Here is a 15,671-nt window from a genome sequence, read left to right as displayed (position 1 = left end):
TTCGTCCGAACAACCTTCGGGGTTTAGCGTAGAAGCAGCAGTATTTCATCCTTCGGGAAACCCATAATCTGCATGTCGAGACTCGTTATCATATCCAATCGTTTACCGATCACCGTCAATCGTACGGACGGGGAATTGCATTACCACCCGAGTGCCGGCGGACTGGCCACGGGCCTGAATTCCCTCGACGATTCCTACAATAAAATCTGGATCGGCTGGCCCGGCCAGGATATCACCAATGAATGGGAGCGGGAAGCGATCCGCAATGACCTGATGAAGCGCAGCCTCGTACCGGTGTTCCTCACCGAGCGCGAAATCGATTTGTACTACGAAGGCTATAGCAATAAAACCATCTGGCCCCATTTTCACTACTTTACGGAGTATACCGTTTACGACGATGAAATGTGGGCCGCCTACCAGGAGGTCAACTTCAAGTTCTTTCAGGCCGTGGAAAACGTCCTTCGGGAAGACGATATGGTCTGGGTACACGATTACCAACTAATGCTGCTTCCGGCCATGATCCGGGACAAATTTCCCAAGATCAGCATCGGCTTCTTTCTGCACATTCCCTTCCCCAGCTACGAAGTCTTCCGCATCCTGCCGTGGCGTAAGGAGATCCTCGACGGTATTTTAGGGTCCGACCAGGTCGGTTTCCACACCTTCGGCTACATGCGGCACTTTCTGTCGGCCGCCTACCGCATCACGGGCTACGAGCACGAATTCGGCCGCCTCTCCATCGGGGACCGGCAGGTCAACGTGGACGTATTTCCCATGGGCATCGACTACGAAAAATACGCTCACCCCGACGTGGACGCCCAAAGCGACCAGAGTAGCGGGGAAATTCGAAAGCTGCACGCCAGCCGGAAAATCGTACTGAGCGTCGATCGCCTCGACTATACCAAAGGCATTCCGAACCGTATTCGCGCCTTCGGTCAGTTTATTCGCAACAACCCCGAGTACATCGGCAAGGTCAACCTGATCATGATCGTCGTGCCCAGCCGGGCCAACGTTCCCCAGTACCAGAGCCTGAAAACCGAGGTGGACATTCTGGTTAGCCAGGTCAACAGCGAATACAGCACCTTCGACTGGATGCCCATTCACTATTACTACCGCTCGCTGAATTTCGCGGCCCTGACCACCCTGTACAAGGAAGCCGACATTGCTCTGATTACCCCGCTGAGGGACGGCATGAACCTCGTAGCCAAGGAATACGTCGCGGCTAAGGAAGAATCTAAACGCGGCGTGCTGATCCTCAGCGAGATGGCCGGAGCCGTCTACGAACTCAACGACGGAGCGATCACGGTCAATCCGCAGAGCAGCCAGGACATCCAGGACGCGCTGGTCAAGGCCCTGGAAATGAGCGTGGAGGAGCAGCGGGAGCGGATGATAGAAATGCAGGAAAAGCTTCGCCAGTACGACGTCAAGCACTGGGCGGCCACCTTCATCAAAGAGCAGAAAAAACTTAAAGAAAAGAACAAGATGCACAGTACCACCCACCTGAGCGAAGCGGCGCTCGACGTCGTAGCCGACAGTTACGAGCAAGCCGGCCAGCGGCTGTTATTCATTGATTATGACGGCACGCTGATGTCTTTCGACCCGGATCCGCAAGCCGTTTGTCCGGACGATGAGGTACTCAACGTACTGAAGACGCTCGCCGCCGATCCTAAAAACACGGTGGTCATCAACAGCGGCCGGGACAAGGCTACTCTCCAAAAGTGGCTCGGCGATCTCGACGTCGAAATGGCCGCCGAGCACGGCGTATGGATGAAGGAAGGCGGTCGCTGGCAACTCAATCCCAACGTGGTGGACGGCTGGAAGCCCAAAGTCCGCGAGCTGCTCGAAAATCTGGTGGCCCGTACCCCCGGTTCCTTTATCGAGGAGAAAGATTACAGCCTGGCCTGGCACTACCGCAACATCGACCGTGACCTAGGTAACAAACGCGTCCGCGAATTCCGCGACATGCTCACTTACCTCATCCAGAATCAGGATCTTCAGGTGCTGGAGGGCAACAAGGTCGTCGAGATCAAGAACGCCGGCGTCAATAAGGGCAAGGCTACCCAGCATTGGGTCAATAAGGAAGAGTGGGACTTTATCCTCGGCATCGGTGACGACAGCACCGACGAGGATATCTTCCGCGCGCTGCCTGACTGGGGCGTTAGCATCAAGGTTGGCCCGGGACGTACCGCTGCCCGCTACAGCCTCACTGGCGTTACCGAAGTGCGGCGGTTTTTCAGCAAGCTCGGTCGCATAGCCGAACAGGCTAAATCCTGACGCAGAAAGGATTTTCCTTACGGGCGCCAGCTTCCGGTATCTGCGGAAGCTGGCGCCCGCATGTAGGCCCGAATGACCGGAAAGACACCAATTTCTGATGTCCTAAGGTTAAACCCCAAAGCATCACGCTGGTAGGGTCGTACCGGACAACCGGGACCTTCAGCACCTCGATGATGATTTACGGTGTAGCTTAGTTTGGTATCCGCGCACTAGCGTTAGGGGACCCAAGAGCCGGTGAGATTTACCCTCGTGCCTTGTCCTCAAACAACTCCACAACTACGCACGATAATCCTTCGGGATAACCAGCCATTTAAGACCGCAGCGCGGTCCAACCCACATTGCCCGGAGTGAAACTCCGGGTATGTGGAGGAAAGTGTCATCGACTGCAGTACAGTCGAACCCAACGCCCGTATGAGGCCCTAATACCCCAGGATCTGCAGCATACTTTCCGCCGACTGCTTACCGGCCAGTACGCGATCCGTCAGGTTGCCCTCTTCGTCGATGTCGATGATGATGTGCTGCGGGCTAGGTATCATGCAGTGCTTGATACCGCCGTAACCACTGATGGAGTCCTGGTAGGCACCGGTGTGGAAGAACCCGAGGTAGAGCGGTTCGGTATCCCCCTCCTTATCCACCGGGAGGTAGACCTGGCTTTCATGAATCTCGGAGTTGTAGTAGTCCGAATTGTCGCAACTGAGCCCGCCGATGTTCACCCTTCGGTAGTCGCGGTCCCACTTATTGATTGGCAGTAAGATAAACCGTTCCCCGATGCCCCAAGCGTCGGGTAGGGTGGTCATGAGCGAATTGTCGATCATGTACCACATTTCACTGTCGTTCTGTTGCTTACGGGCGAGGACCGAAAAGATCGTAGCGCCGCTTTCGCCGACCGTGTACTTACCGAACTCGGTGAAGATGTCGGGTTCCGGTACGCCATCCTCCTCGCAGGCATCGAGGATGTTTTTGACGATTTCCCGGACCATGTACTTATAGTCGAACTCGAAGCCGAGGCTGTTGCGGATCGGCATACCACCCCCGATGTTCAGGGCGTGCAGATTCTGACTTTCTTTCTTCAGTTCACCGTACAGCCGTACGGCTTTCTTTAGCTCCCCCCAGTAGTAGAGGGTATCCTTGATTCCGGTATCGACGAAAAAATGAAGCATGTGGAGCTCGAGCTTCGCGCTGTTTTTGATCCGGTCGCGGAACAGCGGCAACACATCGCCGTAGCGAAGGCCGAGGCGGCTGGTATAAAACTCGAAGTTGGGCTCTTCTTCCGTAGCCATCCGGATGCCGATCTTGGCCACGCCTTCCACGTGCTCCTCGTAGTAATCGAGTTCGTGGTAGTTGTCGACCACGGAAATGACATTCTCGAACCCGTCGTTCATCAGCCCCACGATGCCGGCCAGGTAGTTTTCGGGTTTGAAACCGTTGCAGACAATCTGGATCTTTTTATCCAGCTTCTTGCGGGCGTGCAGTCGCCGGATGAGATCTACGTCGTAAGCGGAACTGATCTCCAGCTGTACGTCGTGGTCGAGGGCCTCCTCCACCACGTGGGCGAAGTGGCTGCTTTTCGTGCAGTAGCAGTATTCGTACTGGCCCGCGTAGCCCTGTGCCCGCATGGCCCGTCGGAACAAATTTCGCGCCTCCTTGATCTTTCGTCCGATACTCGGTAAGTAGGTAAGCTTGAGCGGGGTGCCGTATTTCCGGATCAGGTGGATTAACGGGATGCGGTTGAAAGTCAGGTACCCGTTGTCCATATCGAAGCCTTCCTGGGGAAAGTAGAAGGTCTGGTCAATCAGGTCGAAGTATTTGTTGGCCACTAACAGCTGGTTTTGGGGCCGCAAAGATAGCGCATGGCGACGGAGCGCGGGTGCAACATCAACAAACCGGTTTTTAGCGCGTGAATTCTATATTTACCGGATGCAGTACATTAGCCTCCGCAACCTAAAATTCATGCTCCACGAAGTCCTCGACCTGGCCGGGCTGCAGGACAGCGAGCGCTTCGGCGGGTTCGACGACGAGGCCATCGACCTCAGCCTGGATGCCGCCCGCCAGCTGGCCGACCAGTACCTCTGGCCGGCCTACCGGAAGATGGATAAGGAGAAGGCCTACTACCGGGACGGGGAGGTCCACGTGCTACCCGAGGTTCGGGAGGGGATGCGCGCCCTCGGAGAAAGTGGGTGGCTGAGCGCCGCCTGGGGATTCGAGGAAAGCGGACAACAAATGCCCCTCACCGTCCAGAACGCCGGAAGCATGATCTTTCAGGCCGCCAACGGGAACCTGGCCGCCTACGGCTTTCTGACCACCGGCGCGGCCAACCTCATCCGCGAGTTCGGCTCCGACGATCTCAAAGCCACCTACCTCCCCCGCATGGCCGCCGGGGAATGGCAGGGCACCATGGCCCTCACCGAACCTCAGGCGGGAAGCTCCCTCACCGACATCACGACCTACTACGAACGACAGGAAGATGGGAGCTACCGCGTCAACGGACAAAAGATCTACATCAGCGGCGGCGACCACACCGGCGTGGACAATGTCGTACATCTCCTCCTAGCCCGCCAGAAGGACGGCCCAAAGGGGATCAAGGGCGTTAGCCTGTTCGTAGTGCCCAAGTACCTCCCGACCGACGGGGGGCTACGGGACAACCACGTCACCACCGCGGGTATCTACGGCAAGATGGGCCAGCGCGGTTACGTGGCCGCTCATCTCATGTTCGGCGAACAGGGGCCGACCCGGGCCTTCCTGGTGGGGGGAGAGTTTCGCGGGCTCAACAATATGTTCCTCATGATGAACGAGGCCCGGATCGGTACGGGCATGATGGCGGCCGGCTCCGCCTCCGCGGCCTACTACGCCAGCCTCCAGTACGCCCGCGAACGGCCCCAGGGGCGTCACCCCGGAAATAAGGACGTGAACGTCCCCCAGGTACTGATTATCGAGCACGCCGACGTACGGCGTATGTTGCTATTCCAGAAGGCGGTAGTGGAAGGCAGCATTGCTCTTTTGTTGCAGTGCAGCCTGTACGAGGACACCTACCGCCTTCAACGGGACGAGCGGAGCAAATTGCTGTTGGAACTGCTCACACCGGTGGCCAAGAGCTTTCCTAGTGAGTACGGTAACGAAGCGGTGAGCATGGGTATGCAGGTGCTCGGAGGGGCCGGCTATACCGACGACTTTCCGCTGGAGCAGTTGTTCCGCGACATTCGGGTTAATTCGATTTATGAGGGAACGACCACGATTCACGGATTGGACCTGCTCGGTCGCAAAGTGATGATGGAAGGGGGGAAAACGGTGGCATACCTCTCCGAGGAAGTTTCGCTGGACCTGCGCGCCGCCGCCCGCTTCGACCGCGTCCGTGGGGTAGCCGAGAAGTTGGGAAGGGGCTTCCAGCAACTGGAGGAAGTACTCCGCCACCTGCTGGGACTGGCCCAACGCGAGGAAGATTCCCGTGTTTTCCTGGCGGACGCTACCGTATTCCTCGATTACTTCGGCCTCCACGTTATCGGGTGGATGTGGGTCAAGCAGGCCACCGCGGCGGCCGTTGCCTTCGAGGAGGCCGCGACGGTGGGTGGTCGCGACATGGGGGTAGACGAGCAGGCCTTTTACGAATCGAAGATTCGGACGGCCGGGTTCTTTTTCGACTACGTATTCACGCGCACGGCCGGGTTCCGGCGTACGCTGCTGAGCACCAATCGGATAACCCTGACAACGGCATCCGAGTACATTATCTAGGCTTATTCCGGCACCGTAGGTAACCGAAAGATTTGGGTAGGTTTATCCATTAGGACGAAGAAGCTCGTGCCGGCCGCTTCGTTGAGGGCCCCAAGCATCGCAATACCCGCGAACGGCCGGATAAGATTGTCGACCTCGGCATCGATGATCGCGTAGTTGCCGATGCCAACGCGACCGTCAGCGGAAAGATCCAGCAATCCGGTATCGAAGGTGGAAACCAACCGTTTCAAATCACGGGAATCGTGCTTTTCGGATCCTACGATGACGTAGCGATTGTCTTCGGGAACGAAACCGCGTATCGGTGATGAAAAACCATGGAGCATCTCCTGTACAAGGACGAGCCCATCAGCGGTTACCGAAAATTGACGGACGTGATAGTCGGTTATCGCGTAGAGAAGGTCGCCGCCGGGGGGATGGACGAGATCGGCTACGGTGAAGGGATATTCGTCGATTACCGCTACGGTTTCACCGGTCCGGGTATCGGCAAGGACGAGCTTACCGGCCAGCTCGCCGTAACCGGTATAAACGATATTGCCACCGGTCAGCGCCGCAATTTCGATCGGGTAGGTTACCGCGTCGGGTCCCGGGTCAGCGGCGTAGACCGGGAGGGACCGAACGAGGTCAAGACGGTCGGGGTCGATGACCGCTATGGTGCCCTGGCCCTCCATACCGACGAAAACCTCCTTGCCATCCGGAGACTGTTCCATGATTTGCGGAGCGCCCGGCAGCTGAATGGTTCCAATGCGGGTCATCCGCCGGCTGTCGAAGACCTTGACATCCGAAGTACCCCAAGACGTAACGTATAACCTTGACCGGTGATCGTCCATCAGCAACTCCCGGATGGGTTGGTCGAGGTCAAGACGGTCGACCGAGGATTTGATGCCAACCGTATTGGAGGTAAGCTCCGTGTCGTTGTAGAGGTTGAGTACCACCGAGTACACGGCATCACTGCCAAAGCTTAAGTCCGTATCGAGGTAGGTGGTATCCTGAGGATTGTGGTAAAATTCGATCGAGCCCGGATAATCCCCCTCCCGGCTGGCCCGCTTGACCGTGTAACTGCGAAAGGCAAAACTGCTCGTCGCGGTCCACGTGAGCGCCACGCCCTGATTCGTTAAAACCGCGGAAAGCAGAACGGGGGCCGGGGGGACCGGTTCTACTTCCACCGAAAAGGCATTCGTGGTTTGATGGCCACTTTCCGCCGTAACGGTAAGGGTCATGGCATGGATACCGATATTCAGCCCTTGGACCTCGGTGTAGATTCGATCTTCGACCGGACCACCGGCCACTACCCCCTGGATACTACTATACAAGGTGTAGGTTAGGGGAGAGCGGGCTTCGTTATTCGCGTACACATTCAGGAGCAGCGGATCACCGGCGATCAGCCGGGAGGGGAGATCGAGGTTCGGATGGTTGAAATGCAGGCTCGGAATATTGGGGTCGGAAGGCAACGCTACCACCGCCCGAGCAACCGGATGGTCCGTAACGGTGATTACAAGGTCTACCGATTCGTGGTAGAAGTGGGAGATGACGACCGCGTACCGATCGGTAGGGATATCTATGAACCTCGCCCGACCCAGCGAGTCGGTTGTACCGGTGCGCGACAGGCTTTCGATATGGACATTTGCTCCTGCGACCGGCGCCCCGTTGGAATTTGTTACCGTTACCTCCAGACTGCCCGTCAGGATAAGTTCCGCTTTCTCGCAAGCCGACAGCCCGAGGAAAAGCAACGTTAAAACGGTCAGAAATTTTGTGGCCATTAGCGAAAGGGAACCAGGGTGATGAGATTGCTGTAATACTCGTGGTGAAAGGCAATTCCGCTTACCGGATCGTAGGCCAGCACGCGGTTGGGGGCGCGAACCGGCCCGATGGGAGTCAAGGTGGCAGTGCTGTAATAGGTATCCGGTGTCATGACTTTGCTGCCATCACCGTTCGTAAGGCGAACGTCGTTGTAATCCGGACTGCCGAACGAACCGAGAATCTCCGTGAGCTTATCGGCACGTAGCATAGCATTACCGAAGAAGAGATAGCGGCCGTCGGAGGAGAGGACCGCGCGCAAGCTCCCGGATGACGGTTCGCTTACATCTGCAAGGATGAGGTTGCCGGCCGGATCGGACTCGTAGCGATACGCCTGCTGACCGCCGCCTCCGTGGTCGGTAACGTAGAGGAACTCTCCCAACGGATCCGCCACGAGATTATTCGTAAAACTGTGGCCGACGCTTACGAGGGTAAGCGTGTCGTCTCCGGGGCGATAGAGGTACAGCCCGTCACTAGGGGCGGCAATCATGGCGAGTCTTCCACCGGATAGAGCGGCGATGCGTAGGGGCCGTATGGAGGCGTTATACCTTCCGGTGGGCAGATAGATGAGGTGACTCCGCGTTTCCTTCTCCAGGTCAAACACGGTGACCGATGTGCCTCCGGAGGCAGCTACGTATAGGGTGTCCCCATTGGGTGAAAGGGTCAAATCCTCCGGTTTGCTACCCGTAGGCAGGGTTTTCGTGACGGCCAATCGATCCACGTCCATGATGTACAGTCGGTCGAGCTCCCGGCTGATGCCGTAGAGTTTACCCCTTTTTGGATCCGCTAGCATCCGGTCTACGGTGGCCTCCAGGGTAATCCGGTCCGTCAGGAAGGTGGTGGTACGGGAGGCAGTCTGCTCCTCGTGAAAATAGCCCCCGCCTAAATCGTAGCTGGCAGTGACCCGATAGTCTACCGGTCGATTAAAGGGAACCGTTTCGTCGTTAAACACGGTATCTTCCAGGTGGCTGATCTGTCGAAGGAATCCGAGCGCATTCTCCCCGGGATCCCCGCGGTAAATGTTATATGCGATGAATCCCGAACCCTTCCAGCGGGACCATTCCAGGCGTATACCTGCGGCTACCGGATCCGCACGGTGCAGCGTCATGGTAGGAAGGGCAGGAAGCACGGTGATGGTTACTTGGTCGGCCGCGGAAAATCCTTTGGAGTCCCGAGCCGTCAGGGTAAGCGTATGGTCTCCCTGCTTTAGGTCACTGACCGCGAGCGCTACTAACCCTAGGGAATCCGTCCCGGACCCCAATAAGCTGTCCATACTACTGCTTAATTGCCAGGCGATGGTCCCGGGCGGGTCGTTATCATCGGTGACCCGCGCCTCCACATACAGGGTCTCGGTCTCTCTTAATTCTACGACGTCATCCTTGCCGGGAAAGATGAATGCTACGCCGGGGGGCTGATCGAAGCGGCCCGATAGGTTGATACTTGCGCGACTCGTTACGCCCTCGGCCACCGAAACCAGGGCTGAGTTGGTACCCAAGACTGGGTGACTGGCCACCACGGTGTAGTCCAGCGGAGGGATGTTAGGGAATAGCAATAGCCCTGTGGAATCGGTGAGGCCGGTCAATCCCCCCGGGTCGAGGGTAATGCTTACCCCTTCCTGGACACCATCCGGGTTGGTCACGTATACCTCGAGGATGGCCGGATCATCCTCCTGACAGGACCAGCTAACAACGAGCAGGGAAAGCAGGAGGGGAAGGGGCAAAAGTTTCACCATTGGGCTTAGAATAATGCATCGAAATTACGCTGAAGCGGATAGCGCCGTACGAAAGGGTTGCATTCTTTTTTTGATTTTGCTGTCCCGATTCGGAGGCTTGGATCCCGGGCATGAAATCCGAAGTTCTGTCGGGCACCTTATCTTGCCGGCCTAATATAGTCGCATGCGGTATCTGATTCTTTTTGTTGTTTGTGTGGGTGCTTTGGCTTGTTCACCCCGATCAATTCCCTTCGGTACCGAGAACGGTCCCTTTCGGGCCAGCTTCGATCATTACGCCATCAACGTGACCGATCTGCCTGCGAGTTCCGCCTTTTACCAGCGGGTGTTTCAGCTCGACACCATCTTCAACGGCACCGGCAATAACCGCCGGGTTTGGTTTTCACTGGGAGAAGGAATGGCCCTGCACATTATCGAAACCGACGAGGTGGATGTAGTCACCCCCAAGGGCGTGCACCTCTGTATCGCCATGGCCGACTTCGACGGTTTCGTCGAACACCTGCGGGAGGAAAACATCGCTTTCGAAACCTGGACCGGCGAAGCGATGCAAACCAATGAGCGGCCCGACGGGGTACGGCAGGTCTACATTCAGGACCCCGACGGGTACTGGGTAGAGATCAATGACAACCGCTTAGCCTGGCAAAAAACGCGTAGCAGTAAATGAAAGTAGAACTTACCCGGCTCGATAAAGACTTCAACTTCCAAATCGCAAACGAGGATGGCCTCACCGTCGGGACCGACGGCAGCCCCGATATCGGTGGGCATAACCTCGGCATGCGCCCCATGCAGTTGGTGCTGGCCGCCGTGGCCAGTTGTTCCAGTATCGATATCGTACTGTTGCTCCGAAAACAACGACAGGATTTACAGGATATCCGGGTCTCCGTCGAGGCCCAGCGCGTGGATACCGAGCCGCGGGTCTTTACCGATATTCATTTGCACTATCGGCTCTACGGAGCGCTGGATGAAAAAAAGGCGGAACGCGCCTGTCGGCTAAGTATGGAAAAGCTCTGTAGCGTGTCTTTGATGCTGAAGGCGGGGGGCGTGAACATCACCTGGTCGTACGAAGTATCGGCCGCAGAATAGGCCGGTCGATGCTGTTCCGCGGAGCTACGGTTACGCTGGTCCGCCGAGCTACGGTCACGCTGGTCCGCCGAGCTACCAGGGAAATGCATTGCCGCCGGTGCGCTGTCGATCGCTCGTCGGCCCAGCTACCCAGATAATGCTATCCCCCCGACCCGTCGGCCGACCAGCGGAGCCGTGCGGACGACGGGTCGTAGCTGCTCCGCCGAGCAACCGGGAAAATGCATTGCCGCCGGTGCGCTTTCGATCGCTCGTCGGCCCAGCTACCCCGATCAAGCTATTCCCCCGACCCGTCGGCCGACCAGCGGAGCCGTGCGGACGACGGGTCGTAGCTGCTCCGCCGAGCTACCGGGAAAATGCAATGCCGCCGGTGCGCTGTCGATCGCTCGTGGGCCCAGCTACCCCGATCAAGCTATCCCCCCGACCCGTCGGCCGACCAGCGGAGCTGTGCCGACGACGGGTCGTAGCTGGTCCGCCGAGCTACCGGGGAAATGCAATGCCGCCGGTGCGCTTTCAATCGCTCGTCGGCCCAGCTACCCCGATCAAGCTATCCCCCCGACCCGTCGGCTGACCAGCGGAACCGTGCGGACGACAGGTCGTAGCTGCTCCGCCGAGCAACCGGGAAAATGCATTGCCGCCGGTGCGCTTTTGATCGCTCGTCGGCCCAGCTACCCCGATCAAGCTATTCCCCCGACCCGTCGGCCGACCAGCGGAGCCGTGCGGACGACGGGTCGTAGCTGGTCCGCCGAGCTACCGGGGAAATGCATTGCCGCCGGTGCGCTTTCGATCGCTCGTCGGCCCAGCAACCCCGATAAAGCTATCCCCCCGACCCGTCGGCCGACCAGCGGAGCTGTGCCGACGACGGGTCGTAGCTGGTCCGCCGAGCTACCGGGGAAATGCAATGCCGCCGGTGCGCTTTCAATCGCTCGTCGGCCCAGCAACCCCGATAAAGCTATCCCCCCAAACCCGTTGGCAGACCAGCTACGCTGGGCGGACGACCGATGCTTTCCCAACCACCGCGGCAAGCCAAACCGTAAGGCTTAACAAGAAATCTTAACTAGCAATAAGGCCTATACCCCCCCGTTGAAGGAATGTGATCATCGATCAATTTTCTCTCTATGAAACAAAACCTTACTCTCTACGGCCTCGGCCTGGCTTTTGCCATGCTGCTGCTGCCCCCGACCAAAGTGCTAGGTAACCCTGCTGTCCCGGCACCAACGACTGTCGTCATCGGCCTCCACGGCGAGTACATCGACGGAAGTGGCGTCGTGCTCTATTGGCAGGCACTCTCCCGGGAAGATGACGCGGTCTTCGAAATACTGCGCTCTAAAGACGGAAGCGAATTCCAGCCCGTCGGTCAAGTCGATCCCCCGGATGATTTGTCGTCCGACGGACTCTACCGCTACCGAGATGCCGACGTACTGCCCGGCGCCTATTCCTACCGGCTGAGACGACTGGCTACCGGAGGTGCTTTCGAACTTTCTGAAGCGATCGACCTGCAAGTTCGCTCTGAAATGACGACGAATACCTATGTCTACCCCAGCAAGGTTAACGGGGCGGTCACGATAGGGCTTTCCCGTGACTGGGAAGGTGCGAACGTCGGCGTCGAGGTGGTCCGCAACAGCGGTCAACCCGTAACCTACTTCACTTACGCTATCGGCACCCCGCTGGAGGTTCGTGTACACGATCTCGGCCCCGGCACCTACACCGTACGCATCAGTGAGGGCGACCGCACCCTCACGCGCCACGTCGTCGTTCGGTAAATACATGGCTCACTTTCACTCACCTTCCTTCGTTCACTCACTTAACCCCTTACCCTTATCCTTCCGCGGTCGAACCGCCGTTTTCAGGGCTGACCCGCCGGGTCGCCCTTTGCCTGTAGCTAGCAGGCAACTACCAGGTAGGAACTTCCCCATGACCATGGGGGGGTGGATGCCTTCCTATTTCGTTTTACATTCTTTGACACTTTACAAACATGAACTCTTATGAATCAAACTTTACTGATCGTTCTTGATCGTCCATATAGATACTTGGCCGTATCATTGATCACATTCCTATTGGCATCTGCCACTCTTCTATCACAAACTTATCCGAGTAGTGTTGAATTTAAAACCCAAACTGACATTGATAACTTTATGTCTGGAGGTAATAAATTCACCTCTGTTGCCGGTTCTGTGACCATAAACCCAACTGAGGTATGGAATAACCTAGACAATTTAGATGCCATCACAACTATTGATGGCGACTTAGTAATTGTCAACTATACCGCGTCACAGGTTAATGAAAAGGATCCACTCGCAGCCTTCGCTAATCTATCCAGTTTAGGAGGGCTAATCATCGGTGGTCCTGGAACAACAAATGTGTTTCCAAAGCCGATGTTTTCCAATGCAACTATTACGTCCAGTGTCCAGCAAATCCTTGGCGATATTATTATAGCCGAAAATCCAACTGTCAGTAGTGCATTATATACATTGCGGTTGCCAAATTTGACATCAGTTGGTGGAGATATTCGTGCCAGTGATACAAACCTAAGGGTGTTAAATGCAACTCTATTGGCTAGTGTCGGCGGGGGGATGTATTTCATAAACACCGGCTTAACCACTTTTACCAATTTGTCCTCTGTCCAGTTTGTAGGAACCAACATTATCGTACGTCAAAACCGGTCTTTATCAACGTTTGGTACGTTCGGCCAATCAACGGAGCTGAATGTTGATACACTTTGGATTGGATCCAACGCTAATCTTCTAACTGTGTCAAGCTTAAAGGCATCAGTGAAAAAGGCTCTGATCATTAATAAAAATCCCTTCTTAGAGACTATTAGCGTAGATTTAAATCTCGCCATGCCTGAAGGACCAGATTATGTGAATTTGGTGAGGATTGAGGAGAATTCATCTTTACAATCCTTAAGTCCAATATTTAACGTGCCCGATTACTTCGCAGTCATGCATGATCTAATTGTCAGAAACAATGCATCTTTAGAATCCATGGGTACCCAGTTCTTATTCGTGTTTGACAACATCGATATTTCAGATAATGAACAATTGAGGTCTATTGGGGAATTCACGGGTATAACTGAGTTATCTGGTGATTTAATTTTGAGTGGTAACACAATACTTCCTGGTACTAGTCAGCTATATGGACTTGAGACTGTAAGCGGCCAACTTGTTATTGAGGAAAATGACGCACTCTCGCCAAGTTCCTATAACAATGTCACTGCTGGAGTCATTGAATCCGGACTAAAAGGATTTGAATTGCTTGGTTCAGCAGGTTCGATATTTATTAGCGGTAACGACTTGATAGAAAACCTATACGATTTCAGTTCACTCAATACAGTGGATGACTCATTGGCAGTAGTCAACAACGCCGCCCTAAGCGACTGCACCCAACTCCCCTGCAACGTAACCGTACGCGGTGCCCTAGTCAACACCCTAAATCCCGCCGTAGCCATCTACGGCAACATGGGCAATTGTGAAGACAAGGTGGCCCTGCGGAACGACCCCACCATTCAGGACCGGGCGTGCATCATCCAGGCGATCGCCCTGCCCATCGAGCTTCTCACCTTCGACGGCACGCTACGCGACGATCACGTTGCCCTGAGCTGGGAGACCGCCAACGAGACCGACAACAGCCACTTCTTCATCGAGCGGTCGATCAACGGCTTCACCTTTACGGCCATCGGCCGGGAGGAAGGCGCGGGTACCACCACGGAAATGCGGTACTATACGTACTACGACAGCGATTTCTCGACCGGCAAAAATTACTACCGGCTCCGGCAGGTAGACTTTGACGGTACGGAGGCGCTATCGGACGTGATCGTGATCGACGCGGGTACGGCTACCGAGGGACTAAAGCTATTCCCCAACCCGATCGCCGCCGGAGCCGAAGCTAGCCTTCAGCTCGGTGAAGACTGGGGCCGGGAGGGCATCTCCCTCGAACTGTTCGCCGCGAACGGGCAGCGGGTCGTTCAACTGCGGTACGCCCATGCCGACCGATTGGGCTTACCGACCGCCGATCTGACTCCCGGAATTTACCTGGCCCGGATCAGCAACGGGCGCCGCTCGGTTACGGAACGACTGGTCGTCCGGTAGCCGAACCCTTCTCAGGAAATATAAAAGGTCCCGTGGTTGGAAACCACGGGACCTTTTCATTTGGTGACGGCTGGTACCCGATTATTCAGGAATCCCGCCGGTTCCCCAGTGCTTTTTCCACGGATACGCCGAGGCGGTTGATCAGCTTTCCCTGTTGGGCGATGGTGGCTTTAAGTTCCTTCATCTCGTCGTGAACGTAGCGCTGGATGTTCTGGGGGGAGGGCAGGAAGGGGGTGATGCGGGCACGAACGTACCAAATCTCCCGGAGGTCGGAGAGGGGCACCCGGTAGGTTTCGTAAAAACTGTTGTCGGAGATGACCTCAAGTTCCTTCGTGTCGTTCAGGTAATTGCGGACGCGTTTCACCACCACGTCGCTACGGGTGACGATCACGTAGGCGTAGTTATCCTTGATGCCGCTTTCCCAGAGTGTGGGTTCCAGGAAAGCACATACTACCTTATCTCCCTCGAAGAGGGTAGGCTCCATGCTGTTTCCGGGAACGTCGAAGCTCCGGTGGGTGCCCACCTTGTATTTGTAATCGGGCAGGCTGAAGGCCGGCAGGCTTTCCACGAAGGAGGGGTCGCCGAGTTCGCCGGCGTAGACCGACTGGGCGGGCAGGGGAACGTGGACGATCATTTCGTCGCTGTTGGGCGTGGTGATGGTCGTGAGTACCCGGAAGTTCTGGTTGCTTTCCTCCGTCATGAACATCGGGCCGTCGCCGGTAAACAGGTAGACCGGGTTGAGCTTATACTTATTGATGGCCTGCCGGAGCAGCTCGATGGTCACGTCGCGGCGGCCCTTCAGGATCTCGCTGAGCGACTGCGGCAGGTAGTCGAGCGACATGGCGAAAGCGCGGCTGGACCGAATGCGTTTCTCCGCCTTGAGCTTATCGTGACATTTGATAAAGCGTTGAGAAACGACATTTTTCATGGAGCGGTAAGGTTAGCGGGCGGCAAATATAGACTCGGCTAACGTAAGGGATGAG

10 protein-coding genes are annotated in these 15,671 nt (G+C 56.4%); 6 read left to right on the top strand and 4 right to left on the bottom strand.

What is annotated here, in order from left to right; genetic code table 11:
• Window positions 1-72 precede the first annotated feature (72 nt).
• Window positions 73-2,271: a bifunctional alpha,alpha-trehalose-phosphate synthase (UDP-forming)/trehalose-phosphatase gene (locus tag CLV84_RS17645; RefSeq protein ID WP_104421068.1), complete on the top strand. Its 2,199-nt coding sequence runs from the start codon at window positions 73-75 to the stop codon at window positions 2,269-2,271.
• A 419-nt stretch (window positions 2,272-2,690) separates the two neighbouring features.
• Here the strand turns inward: CLV84_RS17645 and CLV84_RS17640 are convergent, their stop codons facing one another.
• The gene (locus CLV84_RS17640) at window positions 2,691-4,088 is read right to left on the bottom strand and encodes a type III PLP-dependent enzyme domain-containing protein (protein ID WP_211295281.1); all 1,398 of its coding nucleotides are present in this window, start codon (window positions 4,086-4,088) and stop codon (window positions 2,691-2,693) included.
• A gap of 100 nt (window positions 4,089-4,188) precedes the next feature.
• Between CLV84_RS17640 and CLV84_RS17635 the strand changes: the two genes are divergently transcribed.
• Entirely contained in the window at window positions 4,189-5,997 is a 1,809-nt protein-coding gene (locus tag CLV84_RS17635) for an acyl-CoA dehydrogenase (RefSeq protein WP_104421067.1), read from the top strand.
• 2 nt (window positions 5,998-5,999) lie between these two features.
• On the opposite strand, the gene CLV84_RS17630 is transcribed toward CLV84_RS17635, so the two are convergent.
• Together CLV84_RS17630 and CLV84_RS17625 are read right to left on the bottom strand one after the other, a co-directional pair.
• Window positions 6,000-7,754 (bottom strand): carboxypeptidase regulatory-like domain-containing protein, encoded by a 1,755-nt coding sequence (locus CLV84_RS17630; protein ID WP_104421066.1) that lies wholly within the window; start codon window positions 7,752-7,754, stop codon window positions 6,000-6,002.
• Window positions 7,754-9,511, bottom strand: coding sequence for a hypothetical protein (locus CLV84_RS17625; RefSeq protein ID WP_146088854.1), 1,758 nt, complete (start codon window positions 9,509-9,511; stop codon window positions 7,754-7,756). Before CLV84_RS17625 ends, CLV84_RS17630 begins: the two co-directional genes overlap by 1 nt.
• A gap of 175 nt (window positions 9,512-9,686) precedes the next feature.
• Here CLV84_RS17625 and CLV84_RS17620 point away from each other — a divergent pair, with 175 nt between their 5' ends.
• The 4 genes from CLV84_RS17620 to CLV84_RS21910 all read left to right on the top strand — a co-directional run bounded on the left by CLV84_RS17620 (window position 9,687) and on the right by CLV84_RS21910 (window position 14,688).
• On the top strand, window positions 9,687-10,184 hold the full coding sequence (locus CLV84_RS17620; RefSeq protein WP_104421064.1) for a VOC family protein: 498 nt from the start codon (window positions 9,687-9,689) through the stop codon (window positions 10,182-10,184).
• Window positions 10,181-10,603 carry an OsmC family protein gene (locus CLV84_RS17615; RefSeq protein WP_104421063.1) on the top strand — a complete coding sequence of 141 codons (423 nt, stop codon included), beginning with the start codon at window positions 10,181-10,183 and terminating at the stop codon, window positions 10,601-10,603. The genes CLV84_RS17620 and CLV84_RS17615 overlap by 4 nt, the downstream gene beginning before the upstream one ends.
• Before the next feature lie 1,115 nt (window positions 10,604-11,718).
• A complete protein-coding gene (locus CLV84_RS17610; RefSeq protein ID WP_104421062.1) occupies window positions 11,719-12,363 on the top strand; it encodes a T9SS type A sorting domain-containing protein in 645 nt (214 codons plus the stop codon).
• A 1,581-nt stretch (window positions 12,364-13,944) separates the two neighbouring features.
• Window positions 13,945-14,688 carry a T9SS type A sorting domain-containing protein gene (locus tag CLV84_RS21910; RefSeq protein WP_170067760.1) on the top strand — a complete coding sequence of 248 codons (744 nt, stop codon included), beginning with the start codon at window positions 13,945-13,947 and terminating at the stop codon, window positions 14,686-14,688.
• An 85-nt stretch (window positions 14,689-14,773) separates the two neighbouring features.
• On the opposite strand, the gene CLV84_RS17600 is transcribed toward CLV84_RS21910, so the two are convergent.
• Window positions 14,774-15,616 (bottom strand): S24 family peptidase, encoded by an 843-nt coding sequence (locus tag CLV84_RS17600; protein WP_146088853.1) that lies wholly within the window; start codon window positions 15,614-15,616, stop codon window positions 14,774-14,776.
• Between the last annotated feature and the right edge of the window lie 55 nt (window positions 15,617-15,671).

This window comes from Neolewinella xylanilytica (genome assembly GCF_002934605.1).
Taxonomy (GTDB): Bacteria; Bacteroidota; Bacteroidia; order Chitinophagales; family Saprospiraceae; genus Neolewinella; species Neolewinella xylanilytica.
This window is presented reverse-complemented; position numbering and strand designations above follow the sequence as displayed.

What these genes read in the sequence shown, in the direction of transcription:
- CLV84_RS17645 (WP_104421068.1), top strand. Translation starts at nt 73, where the DNA reads ATGTCGAGACTCGTTATCATATCCAATCGTTTACCGATCACCGTCAAT.
- CLV84_RS17635 (WP_104421067.1), top strand. Translation starts at nt 4,189, where the DNA reads ATGCAGTACATTAGCCTCCGCAACCTAAAATTCATGCTCCACGAAGTC.
- CLV84_RS17630 (WP_104421066.1), bottom strand. Translation starts at nt 7,754, where the DNA reads ATGGCCACAAAATTTCTGACCGTTTTAACGTTGCTTTTCCTCGGGCTG.
- CLV84_RS17620 (WP_104421064.1), top strand. Translation starts at nt 9,687, where the DNA reads ATGCGGTATCTGATTCTTTTTGTTGTTTGTGTGGGTGCTTTGGCTTGT.
- CLV84_RS17615 (WP_104421063.1), top strand. Translation starts at nt 10,181, where the DNA reads ATGAAAGTAGAACTTACCCGGCTCGATAAAGACTTCAACTTCCAAATC.
- CLV84_RS17610 (WP_104421062.1), top strand. Translation starts at nt 11,719, where the DNA reads ATGAAACAAAACCTTACTCTCTACGGCCTCGGCCTGGCTTTTGCCATG.
- CLV84_RS17600 (WP_146088853.1), bottom strand. Translation starts at nt 15,616, where the DNA reads ATGAAAAATGTCGTTTCTCAACGCTTTATCAAATGTCACGATAAGCTC.